The sequence below is a fragment of the Streptomyces sp. NPDC047453 genome, assembly GCF_040643155.1.
Lineage (GTDB): Bacteria > Actinomycetota > Actinomycetes > Streptomycetales > Streptomycetaceae > Streptomyces.
Genome location: NZ_JBEYTS010000022.1, coordinates 1 through 21,062, shown reverse-complemented (window position 1 = coordinate 21,062; position 21,062 = coordinate 1). Strand labels below are relative to the sequence as shown.

The following is a 21,062-nucleotide window of genomic DNA, read 5'->3' as shown; positions in this document are numbered from 1 at the left end:
CGGACGGGCTCGAGCAGCCCGTCCGGCGTTTGAGGACGATCCCGTTCAGGGCGAACGGGGGTCCGGGGGCAGCGCCCCCGGGGCCGGCGACCTCAACCGGGGGTCGCCTGAAACGAACAGCGGCTTCAGACCAGGTTGACCGAGCGGGCGGACGTGGCTCCGATCTCCTCCGCAACCTCCGCAAGCACCCCGGAGGGCACCGTGTCGTCGACCGTCAGCACTGCCAGCGCCTCCCCGCCCGCGACCGCGCGGGCGACCTGCATACCGGCGATGTTGATGCCGGCCTCGCCGATGACACGGCCGACGGTGCCGACGACACCGGGACGGTCCTCGTAGCGCAGCACGACCATGTGGTCGGCGAGCGCGAGGTCGACGTCGTACTCACCGACCGCGACGATCTTCTGGAGGTGCTTGGGGCCGGCCAGCGTGCCGGAGACGGAGACCTCATCGCCGTCCGCGAGCGTGCCGCGCACGGTGACGACGTTGCGGTGGTCGGCCGACTCCGAGCTGGTGGTCAGGCGCACCTCCACACCCCGCTCCTGGGCGAACAGCGGCGCGTTGACGTAGGACACCGTCTCGTCGACGACGTCCTCGAAGACGCCCTTGAGCGCGGAGAGTTCCAGCACCTTCACGTCGTGCTGGGTGATCTCGCCGTACACCTCGACGTCGAGGCGGACCGCGACCTCGCCCGCGAGCGCGGTGAAGATACGGCCGAGGCGCTCGGCGAGCGGCAGGCCCGGCTTGACGTCCTGGGCGATGACGCCGCCCTGGACGTTCACCGCGTCCGGGACGAGCTCGCCGGCGAGGGCGAGGCGGACGGACTTGGCGACGGCGATGCCGGCCTTCTCCTGGGCCTCGTCGGTGGAGGCGCCCAGGTGCGGGGTGGACACGACCTGGTCGAACTCGAACAGCGGCGAGTCCGTGCACGGCTCCTTGGCGTACACGTCCAGACCGGCGCCCGCCACGCGGCCTTCCTTGAGGGCCGAGTACAGCGCCTCCTCGTCGACGATCCCGCCGCGCGCGGCGTTGACGATGCGCACGCTCGGCTTGACCTTGTGCAGCGCCTCCTCGCCGATCAGGCCGAGGGTCTCGGGCGTCTTGGGCAGGTGCACGGTGATGAAGTCGGAGACCTCGAGCAGCTCGTCCAGCGTCAGCACCTTGACGCCCATCTGCGCGGCCCGCGCGGGCTGCACGTACGGGTCGTAGGCGACGACCTTCATGCCGAAGGCCGACATGCGCTGGGCGACCAGGGCGCCGATGCGGCCGAGGCCGACGACGCCGAGGGTCTTCTCGGCGAGTTCCACGCCGGTGTACTTGCTGCGCTTCCACTCGCCGTTCTTCAACGCGGCGTTGGCCTGCGGGATGTTGCGGGCGGTGGCGAGGAGCAGACCGCAGGCCAGCTCGGCGGCGGTCACGATGTTGGAGGTCGGGGCGTTCACGACCATCACGCCGGCCTTGGTGGCGGCGGAGACGTCGACGTTGTCCAGGCCGACGCCGGCTCGTGCGACAACCTTGAGCTTGGTCGCCGCGGCGACGGCCTCGGCGTCGACCTTGGTCGCCGAGCGGATCAGGATCGCGTCCACGTCGGCGATAGCGGGGAGCAATTCGGCCCGGTCGGCGCCGTTGCAGTGCCGGATCTCGAAGTCCGGGCCGAGCGCGTCGACGGTCGCGGGCGACAGCTCTTCAGCAATGAGTACGACGGGTTTCGAGCTCACGTGAGTCCTCACAGATCTGGGGGCACCTCCCATGCCTTGAAAAGCTAGGGGGGAGCATGCGGACGGCCGTGTCCCGACGGCCGCAGGCTGAGGAGGGGGCTAGCCGCGTGGAAGACGCACGACGCTGTGGGCCTGACGCGTTGTAGTTCAGAAGTGTAGTGGCGCCGTATGCATCGTATTGCGCCACTGCGGAAGGATCACCCGTCCGTGGCTGGACGGGCGGGACAACACCGCGAACCGGCCACGGACCGGCGGCGTCGCCCGGGTGCGCCGAAGGGGCCGGAGCGGTATCGCCCCGGCCCCTTCGGCACGAGGCTCACGCCTCCTCGTTCACCCAGCTCATCAGCTTGCGCAGCTCCTTGCCGGTGGTCTCCAGCAGGTGCTCGGAGTCCTGCTTCTTGTACTCGTTGTACTTCTTCAGACCGCCGTGGTACTCGTCCATCCAGGTGCGCGCGAAGGAGCCGTCCTGGATCTCGGCGAGGACCTTCTTCATCTCGGCCTTGGTGGCGTCGGTGATGATGCGCGGGCCGGTGACGTAGTCGCCCCACTCGGCGGTCTCGGAGATCGACCAGCGCATCTTCTCCAGGCCGCCCTCGTACATGAGGTCGACGATCAGCTTCAGCTCGTGCAGGCACTCGAAGTAGGCGATCTCCGGCTGGTAGCCCGCCTCGACCAGGGTCTCGAAGCCGGCCTTCACCAGCGCCGCGGTGCCACCGCACAGGACGGCCTGCTCACCGAACAGGTCGGTCTCGGTCTCCTCGGTGAAGGTCGTCTTGATGACGCCGGCGCGGGTGCCGCCGATGCCCTTGGCGTACGACAGGGCCAGCGCGAAGCCGTTGCCCGAGGCGTCCTGCTCGACGGCGACGATGCAGGGAACGCCGCGGCCTTCCTCGTACTGGCGGCGCACCAGGTGGCCCGGGCCCTTGGGGGCGACCATGCAGACGTCCACGCCGGCCGGGGGCTTGATGAAGCCGAAGCGGATGTTGAGGCCGTGGCCGAAGAACAGCGCGTCGCCGTCCTTCAGGTTCGGGGCGATGGACTCCTCGTAGACCTGGGCCTGGATCGGGTCCGGCACCAGGATCATGATGACGTCGGCCTCCGCGGTGGCCTCCGCCGGGGTGACCACGCGCAGGCCCTGCTCCTCGGCCTTGGCCTTGGACTTGGAGCCCTCGTGCAGACCGACCCGGACGTCGACACCGGAGTCGCGCAGCGACAGGGCGTGGGCGTGGCCCTGGCTGCCGTAGCCGATGACCGCGACCTTGCGGCCCTGGATGATGGACAGGTCGGCGTCAGCGTCGTAGAACAGCTCGGCCACTTTGGGTTCTCTCCTTGGTGTGCAGTTTGTGCTTCCCACCGTATGCCGGTGGGGGGACGGAAGGTCTCGGAGTCTCGGTATCCGGGCGGCCGGTGTCACCCGGCCGCCCGGACCCGGATCATGCGGAACGGTCCAGGGCGCGCAGCGACCGGTCGGTGATCGAGCGGGCACCGCGTCCGATCGCGATCGTTCCGGACTGGACCAGCTCCTTGATGCCGAACGGCTCCAGCATCCTGAGCATGGCCGAAAGCTTGTCGCTGGAACCGGTGGCCTCGATGGTCACCGCCTCCGGGGAGACGTCGACGGTCTTGGCGCGGAACAGCTGGACGATCTCGACGATCTGGGAGCGCGTCTCGTTGTCGGCGCGCACCTTCACCAGGACGAGTTCGCGCTGCACGGCATGCGACGGCTCCAGCTCGACGATCTTCAGCACGTTGACCAGCTTGTTGAGCTGCTTGGTCACCTGCTCCAGCGGGAAGTCCTCGACGCTGACCACGATGGTGATGCGGGAGATGTCGGGGTGCTCGGTGACGCCGACCGCGAGGGAGTCGATGTTGAAGCCGCGGCGGGAGAACAGGGCGGCGATCCGGGCGAGGATGCCGGGCGTGTTCTCGACGAGGACCGAGAGGGTGTGCTTGGACATGGTTCTCACTCAGCTCTCTGTCAGTCGTCTTCGTTGTCGCCGAAGTCGGGGCGGACGTCGCGGGCGGCCATGATCTCGTCGTTGGAGGTGCCGGCGGCGACCATCGGCCAGACCATCGCGTCCTCGTGGACGATGAAGTCGACGACGACCGGGCGGTCGTTGATGGAGTTCGCCTCCTCGATGACCTTGTCGAGGTCCTCCGGGGACTCGCAGCGGATGGCGTGGCAGCCCATGGCCTCCGACAGCTTCACGAAGTCGGGGACGCGGGTGCCCCTGGCCTCCGGGTTGACGTCGTCGGGGCCGGAGTGCAGCACCGTGTTGGAGTACCGCTGGTTGTAGAACAGGGTCTGCCACTGGCGGACCATCCCGAGGGCGCCGTTGTTGATGACGGCGACCTTGATCGGGATGTTGTTCAGCGCGCAGGTGGTGAGTTCCTGGTTGGTCATCTGGAAGCAGCCGTCGCCGTCGATCGCCCAGACGGTCCTGCCGGGCTGTCCGGCCTTGGCGCCCATGGCGGCCGGGACTGCGTAGCCCATGGTTCCGGCGCCGCCGGAGTTCAGCCAGGTGGCGGGCTTGTCGTACTGGATGAAGTGCGCGGCCCACATCTGGTGCTGGCCGACGCCCGCGGCGAAGATCGTGCCCTCGGGGGCGAGCTGCCCGATGCGCTCGATGACCTGCTGCGGGGAGAGCGAGCCGTCCGCGGGCTGCTCGTAGCCGAGCGGGTAGGTCTCGCGCCAGCGGGCGAGGTCGTTCCACCAGGCGGTGTAGTCGCCGCGGTGGCCCTCGCTGTGCTCCTTCTGGACGGCCTGGATCAGGTCGGCCAGGACCTCGCGGGCGTCCCCGACGATCGGCACGTCGGCGGCGCGGTTCTTGCCGATCTCGGCCGGGTCGACGTCGGCGTGGACGATCTTGGCGTACGGGGCGAAGCTGTCCAGCTTGCCGGTGACGCGGTCGTCGAAGCGGGCTCCGAGGGCGACGATCAGGTCGGCCTTCTGCAGCGCGGTGACGGCGGTGACCGCACCGTGCATGCCCGGCATTCCCACGTGCAGCGGGTGGCTGTCGGGGAATGCGCCGAGCGCCATCAGGGTGGTGGTGACGGGCGCTCCGGTGAGTTCCGCGAGGACCTTCAGCTCGGCCGTGGCGCCGGCCTTGATGACGCCGCCGCCGACGTAGAGCACGGGCCGTCGCGCGGAGGTGATGAGCTTGGCCGCCTCGCGGATCTGCTTGGCGTGCGGCTTGGTGACCGGGCGGTAGCCGGGCAGGTCCATGACCGGCGGCCAGGAGAAGGTCGTCTGCGTCTGCAGCACGTCCTTCGGAATGTCGACGAGGACGGGACCGGGGCGACCGGTCGAGGCGATGTGGAACGCCTCTGCGATCGTCTTCGGGATGTCCTCGGCTTTGGTGACCAGGAAGCTGTGCTTGGTGATCGGCATCGTGATGCCGACGATGTCCGCCTCCTGGAAGGCGTCCGTGCCGATCGCCTTGGAGACGACCTGGCCGGTGATCGCGACCAGCGGCACCGAGTCCATGTTCGCGTCGGCGATCGGCGTCACCAGGTTGGTGGCACCGGGGCCAGAAGTGGCCATGCAGACGCCGACCTTGCCGGTCGCCTGTGCGTAACCGGTGGCCGCGTGGCCCGCACCCTGCTCGTGACGGACGAGCACGTGGCGCACCCGGCTGGAGTCCATCATCGGGTCGTACGCGGGAAGGATCGTGCCGCCGGGAATGCCGAATACGGTGTCGACCCCGACCTCCTCAAGCGAGCGGATGAGGGACTTCGCACCCGTGACGTGCTCGGGCGCGGACGGGTGTCCTCCGGATCGGGGCCGCGGCTGCGGATGAGGGGCCCCGGTGGCCTGCTCGGTCATCGGCATTCTCTTCTCGATGCTGAGGGTTTTTGCGAGGTTTGGGCGGAGTTCGGACGCTGCACGCCAGGTGCTCGTGCAACAAAAAACCCCTCGTGCCGCAAGGCAAGCGAGGGGAAGCGCGCCGGTGTGGTCGCTGGGTTCCGGATCGTCGTCCGGTGGGTCCCAGCTCAGCCGACGCGCTGTCCAAGTACGAGAATTCGGGTGCGCATGGAAATGACCCTCCCTCCGGCACGCACCCGGTGTCAAGTGGGTGGGACGGGAGTCTCATCATGTGAGCGGAGGACCGTCCCGCCTCCGAAGACGACAGGCACCTGCGCGGTGTAGGCCCCGGCGCTCCCCCCGGCGAACACAGGTTCGGCCGGACCGTGCGGCACCGGGTAGCGGCCGGAGGTGAGCGCCCGGCGCAGCCGGTACTCGTCCAGCGGGCCGGAGAACGCCATGCCCTGCCCGTGGGTGCAGCCCATCGCGCGCAGGGCCACGACCTGCTCCGGCAGGTCCACGCCGTCGGCCACGGACCGGAGCCCGAGGTCGGCTGCGATCCGGAGCAGACCGCTGGTGATCTTGTGCAGCCGGGCGGACTCGACGACGCCCTCGACCAGGCTGCGGTCGAGCCTCAGCGCGTCGACAGGAAGCCTTCTGAGGGCCGTGACGGCCCCGTGGCCGCTGCCGAAGCCGTCCAGCGCGATGCGCACACCGAGCCGCCGCAGCGCGGCCAGGCGCCGCTCCAGCTCGTCCAGCGGCACCCGCGGGTCGGTGTCGGACAGCTCGATCTCCAGGGCACCGGACGGCAGCCCGTGCCGGGTCAGCATGGCCTCCACGGAGCCGGGCGGCAGCGAGCGGTCCACCAGACGGCGGGCGCCCATCCGGACCACCACGGACACGTTCGGGCCGGCCGTGGCGCGCTCGGCTGCCTGCGCGACGGCCTCCTCCAGCAGCCAGCGGCCCAGTTCGGCCGTCCTGTCGCTGTCCTCGGCCACCCGCAGGAACTCGGCGGGCGTGAAGAGCACGCCCTGCGAGGACCGCCAGCGCGCCTGGGCGGCGACCGAGGTGATCCGGCCGTCGTCCAGACGGACCACCGGCTGGTGCAGCAGGGTGAACTCGCCCTCGTGCAGGGCGTTTCTGAGCCGGGTGGCCAGCTCCGCCTTGCGGACGACGTCCTGCTGCATCTGCGGCTTGTACAGCTCGACCCGGCCCTTTCCGGCCGCCTTGGCACGGTACATGGCGAGGTCGGCGTTGCGCAGCAACTCCCCCGCGCCGAGGCCCTGTTCGGCGAAGGCCACGCCGATGGAGGCGGCCACGCGGACATCGTTGCCGTCGATGAGGTACGGCTGCGACAGCGTCACCCTGAGGCGGTCGGCGAGTTCCAGGATGTGCCGTTCACGGGCGGTGCGATCGCGGGTGCCGTCCCCGACGATCAGGGCCGCGAACTCGTCGCCGCCCAGTCTGGACGCGGTGTCCCCGTGCCGTACCGCCTCCTGGAGTCTGCGGGCGGCCTGGACGAGCAGCTCGTCCCCGGCCTGGTGCCCGATCGTGTCGTTGACGGCCTTGAAGCCGTCGAGGTCGATGAAGAGCACGGCGGTGCCGTGGTCGGTCGAGCGGCGGCCGGACAGGGCCTGCTGGACGCGCTTGGTGAACAGCGCCCGGTTGGGCAGGTCGGTGAGCGGGTCGTGCTCGGCGTTGTGCTGGAGCTGCGCCTGGAGGCGCACCCTCTCGGTCACGTCCCTGCTGTTGAAGATGAGGCCGCCGTGGTGGCGGTTGATGGTCGACTCCACGTTGAGCCAGCCGCCGTCGCCGGAGCGGAAGCGGCACTCGATGCGCGCGGTGGGCTCTCGGCGCGGGCTGGCGACCAGGAAGCGGCGCACCTCGTGCACCACGCAGCCCAGGTCCTCCGGGTGGATGAGCCCGGCCAGTTCCGTACCGACCAGTTCCTCCGCCGGCCGCCCGTACACCCCGGCGGCGGCCGGGGAGACGTACCGCAGGATCCCGTTGGGCGCGGCGATCATGATGACGTCGCTGGAGCTCTGCACCAGGGAGCGGAAGTGGTTCTCCTTCTGGGCCAGTTCCTGGGTGAGCGCGATGTTGTCGCGCAGCACGATGCCCTGGCGCACGACGAGCACCAGCACGACGGCGCCGGCGGTGATCAGCACCACGCGGTCGACACTGTGGCCGTTGAGCGCGTTGTACAGGACCCCCAGCGTGCACACGGCCGCGGCGAGGTACGGAGTGAGGGCGGCGAGGGAGCCCGCGAGGGGCCGGCCGGACGGGTACCGGCCGTGATCCGTGCCCTGCGCGGGCGGCCCGCCGTGCGCGGGGCGCACGGCGGGCGGCCGCCCGGGCACGTGGTCGGCCGGCACGTCGCCGTGGTCCTCGGGGATGTGCCCGTAGGCGTCGGCCACGCGCGCGTGCCCGTCGGCGGAGCGCGGGTCCGGCTCACGCCCGTCCAACTGGTGTCCCTCCGCCTGATACGGCGCTGTCTGGTACGGGTCCGTGTCGTAGTGCTCGGCGGCCGGCTGTCCCGGGCGGGGCGCCGCCCACGGGGCATACGCCAGGAGCAGGGAGCCGGCGAACCAGCCGGCGTCGAGCAGTTGCCCCGAGCGGTAGTTGTTGTGCAGAAGCGGCGAGGTGAACAGGGCGTCGCACAGCACGGTCAGGGCGAGCGCGCCGATCGCCGTGTTCACCGCGGTGCGGTTGATCGAGGAACACCGGAAGTGCAGCACGAGCACCATGGAGACCAGGGCGATGTCCAGCAGCGGGTACGCCAGCGAGAGCGCGGTGTGCGCGACGCTCGACCCGTCGAACTTGGCCGCCTGGGCGAGTGCGAGGCTCCAGGACAACGTGAGCAGCGAGCCCCCGATCAGCCACGAGTCCAGTGCCAGGCACACCCACCCGGCCCTGTTCACCGGCCGCTTGGCGAGCACGAGCAGGCCGACGATCGCCGGTGGCGCGAAGCACAGGAAGAACAGGTCGGCGTAACTGGGACTGGGCACGGACGAGCCGAGGACGACCTCGTACCAGCCCCAGACCGAGTTGCCCAGGGCCGCCATCGCCGAGGAGAGGGCGAACAGCAGCCAGGCGGTTCGAAAGCGGACGTGGCGGCCGCGGGCGTACAGCGCGCACGAGACGGCGGCGGTGCCGGCCGCGGCGCTCAGCCCGAAGTCGCCCATGAACAGCGCGACCTCGCTGGAACCCCAGCCGCACGCGGCACCGATGGCGTACCCCGCGCACACCAGGGCCAGCAGGAGCTGCGGCGCCAGTCTCGAACGGCCGTCGGCGGCCGGCTGCCGGGGCAGCAGCGCCCCCGGCGCGGACGGCGTCCGCAGGGCGCCGTCGAACGCGGTCATGACGGGCGGTGGCGGGCTCACCGGGGCCTCCCGGTCCGTGCGACCGGGTCCCCCGGCTTCCGGTGCGCCGGATGGGCGTGCCTCCGGCGACCGCCGGGCCTGTGGTGGTACCGGCTGTGATGGCTGTGGTGGCCGCGTCTGCGCACGGCCGTGCGCCAGGACCGCCGGTGGCGGCCCCGCCGCGTCGGATCGTTCGTCCATAGGCCGTGCATCGCCCGTCGCCCCCCTCGCAGTTTGAAATGTCCATCCCCGGCGCCGAACGGTGCGCGGCGCAGCCCCTGCCGGGACGATACACCAGTCTCGTCACTCAGGGACATAGCTTCTCTACGCTCCGTGACCACCAGCGCAGATACGGGTACGGAACGCGTTCGCAGAGTCGCGGACCGTGCCCGAAGCGGACTAGACGCTTGCCGTGCCCGTCGTGAGGACCACGTTGGCGAGCGGCTCCTGGTTCACGAAACGGCGCAACTGATCCGTCAGAAGCCGCTTGGCACGCGGCATGAAGGCGGATGTGGGGCCGCCGACGTGGGGGCTTATCAGCACGCCCGGCGCGTGCCACAGGGGATGGCCCGGGGGCAGCGGCTCGGGGTCGGTGACGTCGAGGGCGGCGGTCAGACGGCCGCTGTCCAGCTCGGCGAGCAGTGCCTTGGTGTCGACCACGCCGCCGCGCGCGACGTTCACCAGCAGCGCGCCGTCCTTCATCCGCGCCAGGAAGTCCGCGTCCACCAGCCCGCGCGTGGCCTCCGTCAAGGGCGTGGACAGGACGACGACATCGGCCTGCGGGAGCAGGGAGTGAAGATCGGTGAGCGGATGCACCGGGCCGCGCTCCGTGGTGCGCGCGGAGCGCGCCACGCGCGCCACCCGCGCGACCTCGAAAGGCACGAGCCGGTCCTCGATGGCGGCCCCGATCGAGCCGTAGCCGACGATGAGGACGTTCTTGTCGGCGAGGGCGGGACGGAAGCCTCCGCCCCACTCGCCCCGGTCCTGGGCCCGGACGAAGTCGGGGATGCCGCGCAGCGAGGCCAGGACGAGGGTCAGGGCGAGCTCGCTGGTACTCGCCTCGTGCACCCCGCGCGCGTTGCACAGCCGTACGCCCGGCGGCAGGTGCCGCAGGCCCGGCTCCACGTGGTCGGTGCCGGCGGACAGCGTCTGCACGACCCGTACGGAACTCATCCGGGGCATCGGACGCAGACCGACGCCACCGGGCTTCATGTACGGCACGACGTAGAAGGCGCAGTCGGCGGGGTCCGCGGGGAACTCCTCGGCGCCGTCCCAGAAACGGTAGGTGGGCCCCTGCGGAAGCCCCGCGATCTCGTCCGGCGGAATGGGCAGCCATACGTCAGCAGTCATGCTCAGGAGGCTATGCCAGGGGCACGCGCGGCCAGAGGTTAGGTTGGTGGGCCCTGAGAGAGGGAGGGTTACGGCCAAGTGGAGCGCAGGACGATCGGCGCGGCGGCACTCGCGGTGGGGGCCGTAGGGCTGGGGTGCATGCCGATGAGCTGGGCGTACAGCGCGTCGCGGCAGCGGGGGACGGAGTCGCTCAGGGCTGTGCACCGGGCGCTGGACCTGGGCTCGACGCTGCTGGACACGGCCGACATGTACGGCCCGTTCACCAACGAGCTGCTGCTGGGGCGGGTGCTGAAGGAGCGGCGGTCCGACGCCTTCGTCTCGACGAAGGTCGGTCTGCTGGTGGGCGAGCAGCACATCGTGGCCAACGGGCGTCCCGGCTATGTGCGGCGGGCGTGCGACGCCTCGCTCAGGCGTCTCCAGACGGACGTGATCGACCTCTACCAGTTGCACCGCGCCGATCCCGAGGTCCCGGTCGAGGAGACCTGGGGGGCGATGGCGGAACTCGTGCGGGCCGGGAAGGTGCGGGCGCTCGGCCTGTGCGCGGTGGGCGCGCGCGGCCGGCGCCGGTCCGGTGCGCGACTGCACGACGGAACGATCCGCCAGCTGGAGCGGGTGCAGCAGGTCTTCCCGGTCAGCGCGGTGCAGGCGGAGCTGTCGGTGTGGTCGCCGGAGGCGCTGGAGTCGTTGCTGCCGTGGTGCGCGGAGCGCGGGGTCGGCTTCCTGGCTGCGATGCCGCTGGGCAACGGCTTCCTGACCGGCACCCTCACCCCCGGCCAGGGGTTCGAGCCGGAAGACGTGCGGGCCCGGCATCCCCGTTTCACCGCCGAGATGATGGCCGCGAACCAGCCGATCGTGGCCGGCCTGCGGCGGACGGCCGCCCGGCACGGCGAGAACGTCACACCCGCCCAGGTGGCGCTGGCCTGGGTACTGGCCCAGGGCCGCCATGTGATCCCGGTACCCGGCACCAAGCAGGAGCACTGGGTGACGGAGAACGCGGACGCGGCGGGGTTGCGCCTGACGGCCGACGACCTGGCGGAACTGGGCCACCTGCCCACGGCCCAGGGCTCGTGGGACTGAGCCACGCAACGCCATGAACGCGGCCGACCTGGCCCGGAGGCCTGGCCCGGAAGTCCGGAGGCCTGGCCCAAAGGCCCAACCCGGACGCCGGGCGCGGAAGCTCGCCCCGGAGGCCTGACCCACGCTGGAGCGAGCCCACGTACGCGCCGCCGCACACCCGCGGCATCGGTCTCCCAGAGCCCGGAAACCTGCCCCAGGGCCCGGCCCGGAGGCCCGGCCTGGAGACCTGACCCGGACGCCCGGATGCCTGACCCAAAGGCCCAACCCGGACGCCCGGCGCGGAAGCTCGCTCCGGAGGCCTGGCCCAGAACCCCGGCTCAGGGGGCCTTGGCCGGAGGCCTGGCCCGGACGCCCGGCCCCGAGGCCTGGCCCACGCCCGTCGCCACGCCGGGCACCCACGCGCGCCCCCACCTCTGCGGCACCGCACACCCAGCGCCACCGGCCTCGAAACCCCGGCCCGCACCCGCCACCACGCCCGACACCAACACGCGCCCCGCGTGTGCGCGGCACGCCCCACGTCGCCGACCGCGTCCTAGCGCGGCAGCCGCTGTCAGGGCGGGACGTCAGGTGTCCGGAACCCGTTCTCGCGTGGGGCGTGCGCGGTGGTTCGTGGAGGGACGGCGACCAGTGGGGCCCCACCTCGCGGCTCGGCGCGGTGCCGTGGCGCGGGCGGCGGCCCGCAGCCGCATCTCCTTCCCCTCGCCGGCCAGAGCGGGGGGCGGTTTCGCGGCGGCGGATTCGGGGTCGGCGTGGGATTCGGGTGATCGGGAACCTTGGAGGTGCGGGCGGTGTAAGACAGATAGAACCCGCCGCGTCGAAGGGACGAAGATCGTGCAACGTCGAGCTGTGACGGGCGTGCTGGCCGCCGCCCTGCTGCTGACGGCCGGCTGCTCCTCCGGGGGCGCGTCGGCCGGTGGGGACGGCATGGCGCCCGGCCGTACGGCGGCGGTGGCCTCGCCCTCCGGGCAGGCACCCACGGAGACCGCGCCGCCGGCCAAGGGTGCGGTGAAGGTCGTGCGCACGGTCGCGGAGGGCCTGAACAGCCCCTGGGGACTGGCCCCGATCCCCGGCGGTGGTCTCCTCGTCTCCTCCCGTGACAAGGCGACGATCACGCGGGTCGACGAGAAGACCGGGCAGAAGACCGAACTGGGCAGGGTGTCGGGAGTCTCCCCGGAGGGCGAGGGCGGCCTGCTGGGCATAGCGCTGTCCCCCGACTACGCCTCCGCCCACATGATCTACGCCTACTTCACCTCGGCCTCGGACAACCGCATCGTCCGGATGCTGTACGACGACAAGAAGCCCGCCGGTATGCAACTGGGCGCACCCGATACGATCTTCAAGGGCATCCCCAAGGGAGTCATCCACAACGGTGGCCGGATCGCCTTCGGCCCCGACAGGATGCTGTACGCGGGTACGGGCGAGACCGGTGACCGAGGCCTGGCCCAGGACAGGAAGTCCCTGGGCGGCAAGATCCTGCGGCTGACCCCGGACGGCCTGCCCGCCCCGGGCAACCCGTACCCCGACTCCCCCGTGTACTCGTACGGCCACCGCAATGTGCAGGGCCTGGCCTGGGACGACAAGCAGCGTCTGTTCGCCTCCGAGTTCGGCCAGAACACCTGGGACGAGCTGAACGCGATCAAGCCGGGCGGCAACTACGGCTGGCCGGACGCGGAGGGCAGGACGAACGACCCGAAGTTCCAGAACCCGATCACCCAGTGGCACACGGACGTGGCCTCCCCCAGCGGCATCGCCTACGCCGAGGGCTCCATCTGGATGGCGGGCCTGCGGGGTCAGCGCCTGTGGCGGATCCCTTTGAGCGGCACCAAGCTCTCGGCGGCCCCCGAGGCGTTCCTCACCGGCACCTACGGCCGCCTGCGCACGGTGGTCTCGGCGGGCGGCGACAAGCTCTGGCTGATCACCAGCAACACCGACGGCCGTGGCACTCCGAAGAAGGGCGACGACCGGATCCTGGAACTGGAGGTGAAGTAGCCCCCGGCGCTCACCCCCGCCCGGTTCCGGCTTCCTCCGCGGGAAGCTCGGGCGGCCGTACGACGACCTTCCCGGAGGCGAGATCGATCGGCCCGCGCCCGGGATCGTTGTCCCCGACGTCCTCCCGGGTCAGTTCCAGCCGGTTCTGCTCGTCCCGGGTGTGCTTGCGGCCGGGCGCGAACAGTTCCTCGAACACGTTGAACACGGCTTCCCTCCCGGTCGGCGTCTTCCGGTCATCCCGCTACCAGTCGGTCTTCGGTCCCCGGTGGGAACAGGCCCAGCCGGTGGGCCAGTGCCGCCGCCTCTCCGCGACCCGAGACACCCATTTTGGCCAGGATGTTCGAGACATGGACGCTGGCCGTCTTCGGCGAGATGAAGAGTTCCTCGGCTATCTGGCGGTTGGTGCGGCCGGCCGAGACCAGCCGCAGGACATCGCGTTCCCGGCTGGTCAGGCCCAGGGACTCGACCGGGTCGGCGGAAGCGGAGGGTTGCTGCGGGGCGGCGGTCAGGGCGAGGCGGGCGCGGCGGGCCAGCAGGGCGACGGAGTCGGCGAGCGGGCGGGCACGCAGGTGCTCGGCGACGGCGTGCGCCAGGCGCAGCAGCTCGGTGGCCCGGTCCCGCTGGTCCTCGTCGGTGCCGAGCAGGGCCTCGGCCAGGCGGCAGCGGACGCGGGCGAGGTCGTAGGGGCGCTCCAGCGTCTCGAAGGCGGCGACGATCCCGGCCCACTCCTCCGGGCAGCTACGGCCCTCGGCGCGCTGCAGTTCGGCGCGCACCCAGCGTTCGTACGCCTGCCAGACGGGCACGTTGGTGGCCAGCGACTTGGTGGCGTGCCGGATGCGCCGCAAGGTCTCGGCGCATCCGGGGCCGGCGGCGGGCAGCCCGGCCGCGTGGGTCTCCACCGTGGCGGCGGTGAGCAGCAGCGGCCAGCCGTAGCGCTGCGTGCCGGGTGGGAAGCCGTCGTCCAGGACGCGTTCGAGTTCGGCGCGGGCGTCCAGCAGGCGGCCCTCGCCCGCGGCGACCGCGATGGCGATGCGGGCGAGCGGCAGGGCGTGCTGGGGCGCGTTGTCGTGGGTGCCGAAGTTTTCGAGAGCGTCGGCCAGTTGGCCGGAGGCTTCGGTCAGGTCGCCTCGCTCGAGGGCGAGTTCGGCGCGGACGCGGGCGTGGAAGCCGCGTGGTTTGGCGCTCTGGCCGACGCGCCGGGACCGGGAGGCCGCGTCGGCGGCTTCTTCCCAACGCCCCAGGTTGAACAGCGATTCGGCGAGGTTGCCCCACACCCAGGCCTCGCTCTCCAGCAGGCCGAAGCGCTGGGTGAAGGCGATCCCCTGCTCCATGAGCGGCACGGCCTCGCGGGAGCGGCCGACGGACTCCAGCTCGGAGGGCAGGTTGACGAAGGAGCGGCCGGCGACGGCGGCGATGCCGTCGCCGACCGTGCGCTTGTTGACCTCGTACATCTCGGCGAGGCCCGCCTCGACGTCGCCGGCCTGGACCATGAGGCCGCCCAGGGTGAGCCGCGCGGTCATCTCGATTTCGCAGGCGTCGACCATGCGCGCGTACTCCACGGCCCGTTCGGCGGCCAAGAGGGAGTCGGGGCCCGGCATGTGCACCATGGACCACTGAGCGACGTTCGCCAGCACCTCAGCGTGCACCTCGGACGGCGGCAGCCCGCGCACCAGTTCCTGCGCGGTGCTCAGTTCCCGCCAGCCGTCGCCGTGGGCCTTCGCCTGGACCAGCTTGGAGCGCTGGATCCAGAACCAGGCCGCCCGGAGGGGGTCGTTGTCGTCCTCCAGGAGGCGCAGCGCCCGCTTGGTGATCTTCAAGGCGCGGTCCCGCTCCCCGCAGAAGCGGCCCGCGACGGCGGCCTCGGCCATCAGGTCGAGGAAGGTCAGCGGGGTGGTCGCCGGATCGCAGCCGCAGGGCGGGTAGATCTCGGTGTAGTCGACGGGCCGCAGCTGGGCCCGCACCTCTTCCGGCGCGGCGTCCCACAGCTCCATCGCCCGTTCCAGCAGCCGCAGTTGCTCGCTGTAGGCGTGCCGGGCGCGGGCCACGACGGAGGCGTCCAGGACGGCGGGCAGGGCCTTGGCCGGATCGTGGGCGTGGTACCAGTAGCTGGCCAGCCGCATGACGCGCTGGTCGGCGGGGACGAGGGTCGGGTCGGCCTCCAGGGCCTCTGCGTAGCGGCGGTTGAGGCGGGAGCGCTCGCCGGGCAGCAGGTCGTCGCTGACGGCCTCACGCACCAGGGAGTGCCGGAAGCGGTAGCCGTCGCCGGTGGGGGCGGCGATGAGGATGTTGGCGTTCACGGCGCCCCGCAGCGCCTCGATGAGGTCGTCCTCGGTGAGCCGGGCCACGGCCGCGAGCAGCCGGTGCTCGACGGTGGACCCGCCCTCGGCGGCGATCCTGGCGATCCGCTGGGCGGGCTCGGGCAACTTCTCGACCCGCACGAGCAGCAGATCGCGCAGGGAGTCGCTGAGGCTGGTGCGGCAGCCCTCGTGGGCGGCGACGGCGAGTTCCTCGACGAAGAAGGCGTTGCCGTCGGAGCGTTCGAAGATCTCGTCGACCTGGACCGGGTCCGGTTCGGCGGCGAGGATGCCGGCGATCTGGCGGCCCGCCTCCTGCCGGGTGAAGCGGGCGAGTTCGAGGCGGCGGACCGTGCGCAGCCGGTCGAGTTCGGCGAGCAGCGGCCGTAGCGGGTGGCGGCGGTGGATGTCGTCGGAGCGGTAGGTGGCCAGGACGACGAGGCGGCCGGTGCGCAGGGTGCGCAGGAGGTAGGCGAGCAGGTGCCGGGTGGAGGCGTCGGCCCAGTGCAGGTCCTCCAGGGCGACGACGACGGTGTGGTCGGCGGCGACGCGCTCCAGCAGGCGGGCGGTGAGTTCGAAGAGGCGGGCCATGCCCTCCTCGTCGTGCCGGCCGGTGCCTCGCGAGGGGGCCGGCTCGCCGAGTTCGGGCAGCAGCCGGGCGAGTTCCTCCTCCTGTCCGGCGGCCGCGGCGGCGAGTTCGCCGGGCAGTTCGCGGCGCAGGGCTCGCAAGGCGGCGGAGAAGGGGGCGAACGGCAGTCCGTCGGCGCCGATCTCCACGCAGCCGCCGAGCGCGACGACGGCGCCGGCGCGAACGGCGGCGGCGGTGAACTCCTCGACCAGGCGGGTCTTGCCGACGCCCGCCTCACCGCCGAGCAGCAGGGCCTGCGGCTCTCCCCGGGCCGCGCGGGCGAGCGCGTCGTGCAGAGTGCTCAACTCGTCGGCGCGGCCGACGAACACCGGACTGACGGACCTGGTCTCCACATGCCCGAGCATCGCACGAGGGTCCGACCGGGCGGCACTTGTTTTGCCCACGGCAGACGGACGGACATGCGGGAGGCCCCGGCCCACCCCCGTGGAGCCGGGGCCGTCCTGGCCGCCGGGGTCGCGCCGGCCCGTGTTCACGCCGCGCGGGTGAACCGCCGCCGGTGGGGGCCGTGGGTATGCGGCTCCGCCTCGGCGGTTCGCCCGCCGGCCGAGCGGCGGGCGGCACGGCGGGCGCGCAGGGCCTCGCGGACCAGGCGGTCCTGCTCGGCACGGCGGCCGAGTTCGGCGGAGCGAAGCTGGTGCAGTTCGTAGTGGAACATGGTCTCTCCCCGGTGAGCGGTGGTTCGGCGTCGCTTTCCGCGATGCCTCCACTGTCGTCTCCCAGGGGGTGCGGCCACATCGGGAGAGTTCCGCATCTTCCCCGTGCGGGGTGCCTTAGGCGCGTGGTGCGGGGCCGCGGGGCGGTCGTAAGGCACCGGGGGACGCGGGTAAGGCGGCCAGTGCTCGCCCGGGGACCTCGCCCCATACGGAGACGGCGGCGATCCCGCCCGGCCGTCTCAACGACCGCCGCGCGCCCGTACCTCACGCCACTCGGGAGCGAGCACCGCCCACACCTCCATGTCCTGGCGCACGCCCCGGTAGGGGAAGCTCTCGCGCAGGACGCCCTCGCGGGTCAGCCCCAGCCGTCGCGCCACGTGGATGCTCGCCTCGTTGGCGGAGGAGGCGCGCCACTCCACGCGGTGCATGCCCCGCTCGTCGAACGCCCAGTCGATGAGCACCCGCGCCCCGCGTGTGACGAGTCCGCGCCCGGTGCCGGCCGGCTCCAGCCAGCAGCCGATCTCGCAGGTGCCGGTGGCCGTGTCGAAGACGCGGAACAGCAGTCCGCCGACCAGCTTGCCCTTCAGCCACAGCCCGTGCAGGAAGCCGCTGTCGGCGGCGTACTTGTCGGCGTACGACTGGAGGACGGCCCGCGCGGAGTCCACGTCCGTGGCGTTCGCGCCGAACGGGATGTGCCGCGTGACGAACTCCCGGCCCCGCTCCAGGTGCGCGAGGAACTCCTCGGCGTGCCACGGCTCCAGGGGCCGCAGTTCGGCTCCCTCGTCACCCAGAGGTATCGCGTACATCCTGCTGCGTCTCCTTCGCCAGAGCGTCCACGACGTCCGTGAGCCGCTCATGCGCAGCGCGGCACTCGGGCGGCTCGATGCTGATCCGGGGCAGCACACGGTCGAGCCGGCGCGGCAGCCACCAGTTGGCACGGCCGAGCATGTGCATCAGGGCGGGCACGAGCAGCGTGCGCAGCACGAAGGCGTCGAGGGCGACGGCGGAGGCGAGCGCGATGCCGAACATGGCGATCACCCGGTCGCCGCTGAGGACGAAGGCGAGGAAGACCGAGATCATGATGACCGCGGCGGAGTTGATCACCCGGCTGGTCTCGGCGAGCCCGACGCGGACGGCGCGCCGGTTGTCACCCGTCTCCAGCCACTCCTCGTACATCCGGCTGACCAGGAAGACCTGGTAGTCCATGGAGAGCCCGAAGAGCACCGAGACCATGATCACGGGCAGGAAGGGCTCGATCGGTCCCTCCCGGCCGAGGCCGAGGAACTCGCTGCCCCAGCCCCACTGGAAGATCGTGACGACGACGCCGAACGCGGCGGCGACGGCGGCGATGTTCATCGCAGCGGCCTTCAGGGGGATGCCGAGGGACCGGAAGGCGAGCAGCAGCAGCACGCAGCCGAGGCCGACCACCACGCCGACGAACAGCGGCAGTCTGCCGATGATCACGCCGGCGAAGTCGTCGTATCCGGCGGTCACCCCGCCGACGTGCACGTCCAGCGTGGTGCCGGTCTGGGCGCGCGGCAGCACGTCGGTGCGCAGCCGGTGGACGAGGTCGCTGGTGCGCTGGGACTGCGGCGCGGAGTCGGGGACCACGTTCAGGTAGGCCGTGGTGCCGCCGGAGTTGTAGGTCACCGGGGTCACCGCGACGACGCCCTCGGTGGCGCGCAGGGTGGTACCGAGGTTGTCCAGGGCGAGCCTGCCCTCGGCCCCGTCCACCCGGGTCACCAGGGTGAGCGGTCCGTTGACGCCCGGCCCGAAGCCCTCGGCGACGAGGTCGTACGCCTTCCGGGTGGTCGCCGTACTGGGGTCGTTGCCCTGGTCGGAGGTGCCGAGGCGGAGCGAGAGCGTGGGCAGGGCCAGCACGGTGACGACGGCGAGGGCGACGAGGCCGAGCACCTTCGGGTGGCGTTCGACGAAGGCCGACCAGCGGGCGGCGAACCCGGTGGGCACCTCGGGCTCGGGCCCGTGCTCGGCCAGGCGGCGCCGTTCGCGGCGGCTCAGCGCGCGCGGGCCGATGAAGGACAGCAGCGCGGGCAGCAGGGTCACCGAGGCGGCGACGGTGAGGACGACGGTCAGCGAGGCGGCGACCGCCACGCCGTTGAGGAAGCCCAGCCGCAGGATGAGCATGCCGAGCAGGGCGATGCACACGGTGGCACCCGCGAAGGCGACGGCGCGTCCGGTGGTGGCGACGGCGCTCGTGACGGCCTCGGTGGGGCTGAGTCCGCGTTTCAGTCCGCGCCGGTGCCGGGTGACGATGAACAGCGCGTAGTCGATGCCGACGCCGAGTCCGATCAGCATGCCCAGCATGGGCGCGAAGTCGGCGACCGTCATGGCGTGGCCGAGGAGTCCGATGGCGGCGTGCGCGGTGCCCACGCTCAGGAGCGCGGTGGCGATGGGCAGCGCGGCGGCGGCGAGCGAGCCGAAGGCGACGAGCAGCACCCCGGCGGCGACGAGCACGCCGACGATCTCGGCGGTGTGGTCGCCGGAGGCCGCGGTGAGGCTGATCGCGCTGCCGCCGAGTTCCACCTGGAGCCCGCCGGTCTCGGCCGCCTTGGCCGCTTCGACCACGGCCGCGGCCTGGGGCTTGGTGATGTCCTGGGAGGGGCGGGTGAAGGTGACCGTGGCGTACGCGGTGTGCCCGTCGGGGCTGATCTGGTCGGAGCCCTGGGCGTCCGGGTCCTTGTAGGGGCTGGTCACGGACGCCACCTGGGGCAGGGCGGCGATCTTGTCCAGGGTGCGGGTCATCGTCTGCTCGACGTCCGGGGCGCGCACCGTGTCGGACGTGGTGTGCCAGACGACGGTGTCGCTGTCGCCGCCGAGTCCCGGGAAGCCCTCCTTGAGCAGCTGGGTGGCGCGTGCCGAGTCGGTGCCGGGGACCTCGTAGTCGTTGGAGTAGGCCGAACCGGTGACCGAGGCGGCAGCGGTGACCCCGCCGAAGGCAAGGAGCCAGAGCAGTACGACGACGAGGCGGTGCCGGACACACCAGCGCGCTAGGGCTGCCACGAACGTGCTCCCAGGGGGGATTTGTGGATCTTTGACCGGGAACAGTCGTCCGTGATCGGAACAGCCCGCAAAGAACGCATGAGCAATCTGAAGACACTCTTGCAGGCGAATCTGATCGTTTAGCCGGTTCGTGGGCTGATTCACATCAGTGCGACCCAATTCACAGGGCAATCAGAAGAAGTCTGTCGCCCCGCCGGATGTCCACCGCGCGATCAGTCGGGCTGGTCGCCGAGCGCCATCACCATCACCCCGGCGATCAGCAGCCACAGGGCCCGCCGGGTGCGTCCCCGGGAGCCGATGAAGGCCGCCACGGCGCAGACGGCGGCGCCGGCGGCGTAGGCGGCCGGGACGAGCGCGGAGGCCGAGCGGGACAGCCGCAGCAGCGAGGCGGCGAGTCCGGCGAGCGTCAGCAGGATTCCGGCCCCGGCCGCCGTCCACCGGGCGCGGCGTGCGACCTCCGCGGGGTCCTCCGTCCCGGCCGCCTCGACGTCGTCGGCCCCGGACATCTCGGGGTGCGTTTCGGAATCGGCGCGTCCACTCATCTTGATTTTTATCCCCGCTGCTGTTTCAGGCGGACGTGTTCGGTGAGGGTTTCGGCTCGTTTCACGGTCTTCCCGGGTTCGTGCCGCGGTGCTGGCCTGCGGTTTTTCGAGCCGGGTGGGCGTCCGGGACCGGGCCGGGTGGGTTTGGGCACGCCGGCGGGGCGGGCGGTCTTCGCGCGGAGGTGGCGGAACCCCCGGCGGACCCGGGCGGGGGTGAGCCGACGGGGCTCGGCGGGCCGTTCCCAGGGGCGGCGGAGGTCCTCGGCAAGGGGGCGGGCGAGGCGGAGTTGGGTGTGGGCGGCGATGATCAGCCAGGTCCACAGGTCGGCGGTCGCGGGGTCGCGGACCTTGGGGACGGTCCAGCCCAGGGTCTGCTTGAACAGCCGGAAGGTATGTTCAAGATCGAACCTGCGGAGGAACGCCTGCCAGCGCAGGTTGACGTCCTCGCCTGTCATGCCGGTGCGTGAGGACCACAGCCAGACTGGTTTCGGGTCGCGGTCGCCGGGCAGGTGGTCGACCTTCAGCCGGATCAACGTGCCGTGGATCAGGGGGAGTTCTCCGCAGTGGTCGAGCCAGGGGCCGCGGGCCTGCAGACGGGGGTGCAT

The 21,062-nt window shown here is 71.7% G+C and carries 14 protein-coding genes and 1 pseudogene; 2 read left to right on the top strand and 13 right to left on the bottom strand.

What is annotated here, in order from left to right:
* Positions 1-125: 125 nt before the first annotated feature.
* The 6 genes from serA to ABZ818_RS20485 form a co-directional block, all read right to left on the bottom strand.
* On the bottom strand, positions 126-1,715 hold the full coding sequence (serA, locus tag ABZ818_RS20510) for a phosphoglycerate dehydrogenase (RefSeq protein WP_361416266.1): 1,590 nt from the start codon (positions 1,713-1,715) through the stop codon (positions 126-128).
* Between the two features lie 316 nt (positions 1,716-2,031).
* Positions 2,032-3,030 carry a ketol-acid reductoisomerase gene (ilvC, locus tag ABZ818_RS20505; RefSeq protein WP_361416264.1) on the bottom strand — a complete coding sequence of 333 codons (999 nt, stop codon included), beginning with the start codon at positions 3,028-3,030 and terminating at the stop codon, positions 2,032-2,034.
* Positions 3,031-3,148: 118 nt separating this feature from the next.
* Positions 3,149-3,673, bottom strand: coding sequence for an acetolactate synthase small subunit (ilvN, locus tag ABZ818_RS20500; RefSeq protein ID WP_361416262.1), 525 nt, complete (start codon positions 3,671-3,673; stop codon positions 3,149-3,151).
* 20 nt (positions 3,674-3,693) lie between these two features.
* The gene (locus tag ABZ818_RS20495; protein WP_361416260.1) at positions 3,694-5,541 is read right to left on the bottom strand and encodes an acetolactate synthase large subunit; all 1,848 of its coding nucleotides are present in this window, start codon (positions 5,539-5,541) and stop codon (positions 3,694-3,696) included.
* Between the two features lie 242 nt (positions 5,542-5,783).
* Positions 5,784-8,882, bottom strand: coding sequence for an EAL domain-containing protein (locus ABZ818_RS20490; protein ID WP_361416411.1), 3,099 nt, complete (start codon positions 8,880-8,882; stop codon positions 5,784-5,786).
* A 399-nt stretch (positions 8,883-9,281) separates the two neighbouring features.
* Positions 9,282-10,232: a 2-hydroxyacid dehydrogenase gene (locus ABZ818_RS20485; protein ID WP_361416258.1), complete on the bottom strand. Its 951-nt coding sequence runs from the start codon at positions 10,230-10,232 to the stop codon at positions 9,282-9,284.
* A gap of 78 nt (positions 10,233-10,310) precedes the next feature.
* Between ABZ818_RS20485 and ABZ818_RS20480 the strand changes: the two genes are divergently transcribed.
* The gene (locus tag ABZ818_RS20480) at positions 10,311-11,309 is read left to right on the top strand and encodes an aldo/keto reductase (RefSeq protein ID WP_361416256.1); all 999 of its coding nucleotides are present in this window, start codon (positions 10,311-10,313) and stop codon (positions 11,307-11,309) included.
* A gap of 831 nt (positions 11,310-12,140) precedes the next feature.
* The gene (locus ABZ818_RS20475) at positions 12,141-13,298 is read left to right on the top strand and encodes a PQQ-dependent sugar dehydrogenase (RefSeq protein ID WP_361416254.1); all 1,158 of its coding nucleotides are present in this window, start codon (positions 12,141-12,143) and stop codon (positions 13,296-13,298) included.
* A gap of 10 nt (positions 13,299-13,308) precedes the next feature.
* Here the strand turns inward: ABZ818_RS20475 and ABZ818_RS20470 are convergent, their stop codons facing one another.
* The 7 genes and pseudogenes from ABZ818_RS20470 to ABZ818_RS20440 form a co-directional block, all read right to left on the bottom strand.
* On the bottom strand, positions 13,309-13,503 hold the full coding sequence (locus ABZ818_RS20470; protein ID WP_361416252.1) for a DUF6191 domain-containing protein: 195 nt from the start codon (positions 13,501-13,503) through the stop codon (positions 13,309-13,311).
* A 28-nt stretch (positions 13,504-13,531) separates the two neighbouring features.
* A complete protein-coding gene (locus ABZ818_RS20465) occupies positions 13,532-16,585 on the bottom strand; it encodes an AAA family ATPase (protein ID WP_361416250.1) in 3,054 nt (1,017 codons plus the stop codon).
* Between the two features lie 125 nt (positions 16,586-16,710).
* The gene (locus ABZ818_RS20460; RefSeq protein ID WP_361416248.1) at positions 16,711-16,896 is read right to left on the bottom strand and encodes a hypothetical protein; all 186 of its coding nucleotides are present in this window, start codon (positions 16,894-16,896) and stop codon (positions 16,711-16,713) included.
* A gap of 237 nt (positions 16,897-17,133) precedes the next feature.
* Positions 17,134-17,700: a GNAT family protein gene (locus ABZ818_RS20455; RefSeq protein WP_361416246.1), complete on the bottom strand. Its 567-nt coding sequence runs from the start codon at positions 17,698-17,700 to the stop codon at positions 17,134-17,136.
* The gene (locus ABZ818_RS20450) at positions 17,678-19,915 is read right to left on the bottom strand and encodes an MMPL family transporter (RefSeq protein ID WP_361416244.1); all 2,238 of its coding nucleotides are present in this window, start codon (positions 19,913-19,915) and stop codon (positions 17,678-17,680) included. Before ABZ818_RS20450 ends, ABZ818_RS20455 begins: the two co-directional genes overlap by 23 nt.
* A 212-nt stretch (positions 19,916-20,127) precedes the next feature.
* Entirely contained in the window at positions 20,128-20,457 is a 330-nt protein-coding gene (locus ABZ818_RS20445) for a hypothetical protein (RefSeq protein WP_361416242.1), read from the bottom strand.
* A gap of 8 nt (positions 20,458-20,465) precedes the next feature.
* Positions 20,466-21,062, bottom strand: a pseudogene (locus tag ABZ818_RS20440) (transposase); the annotation flags it as partial.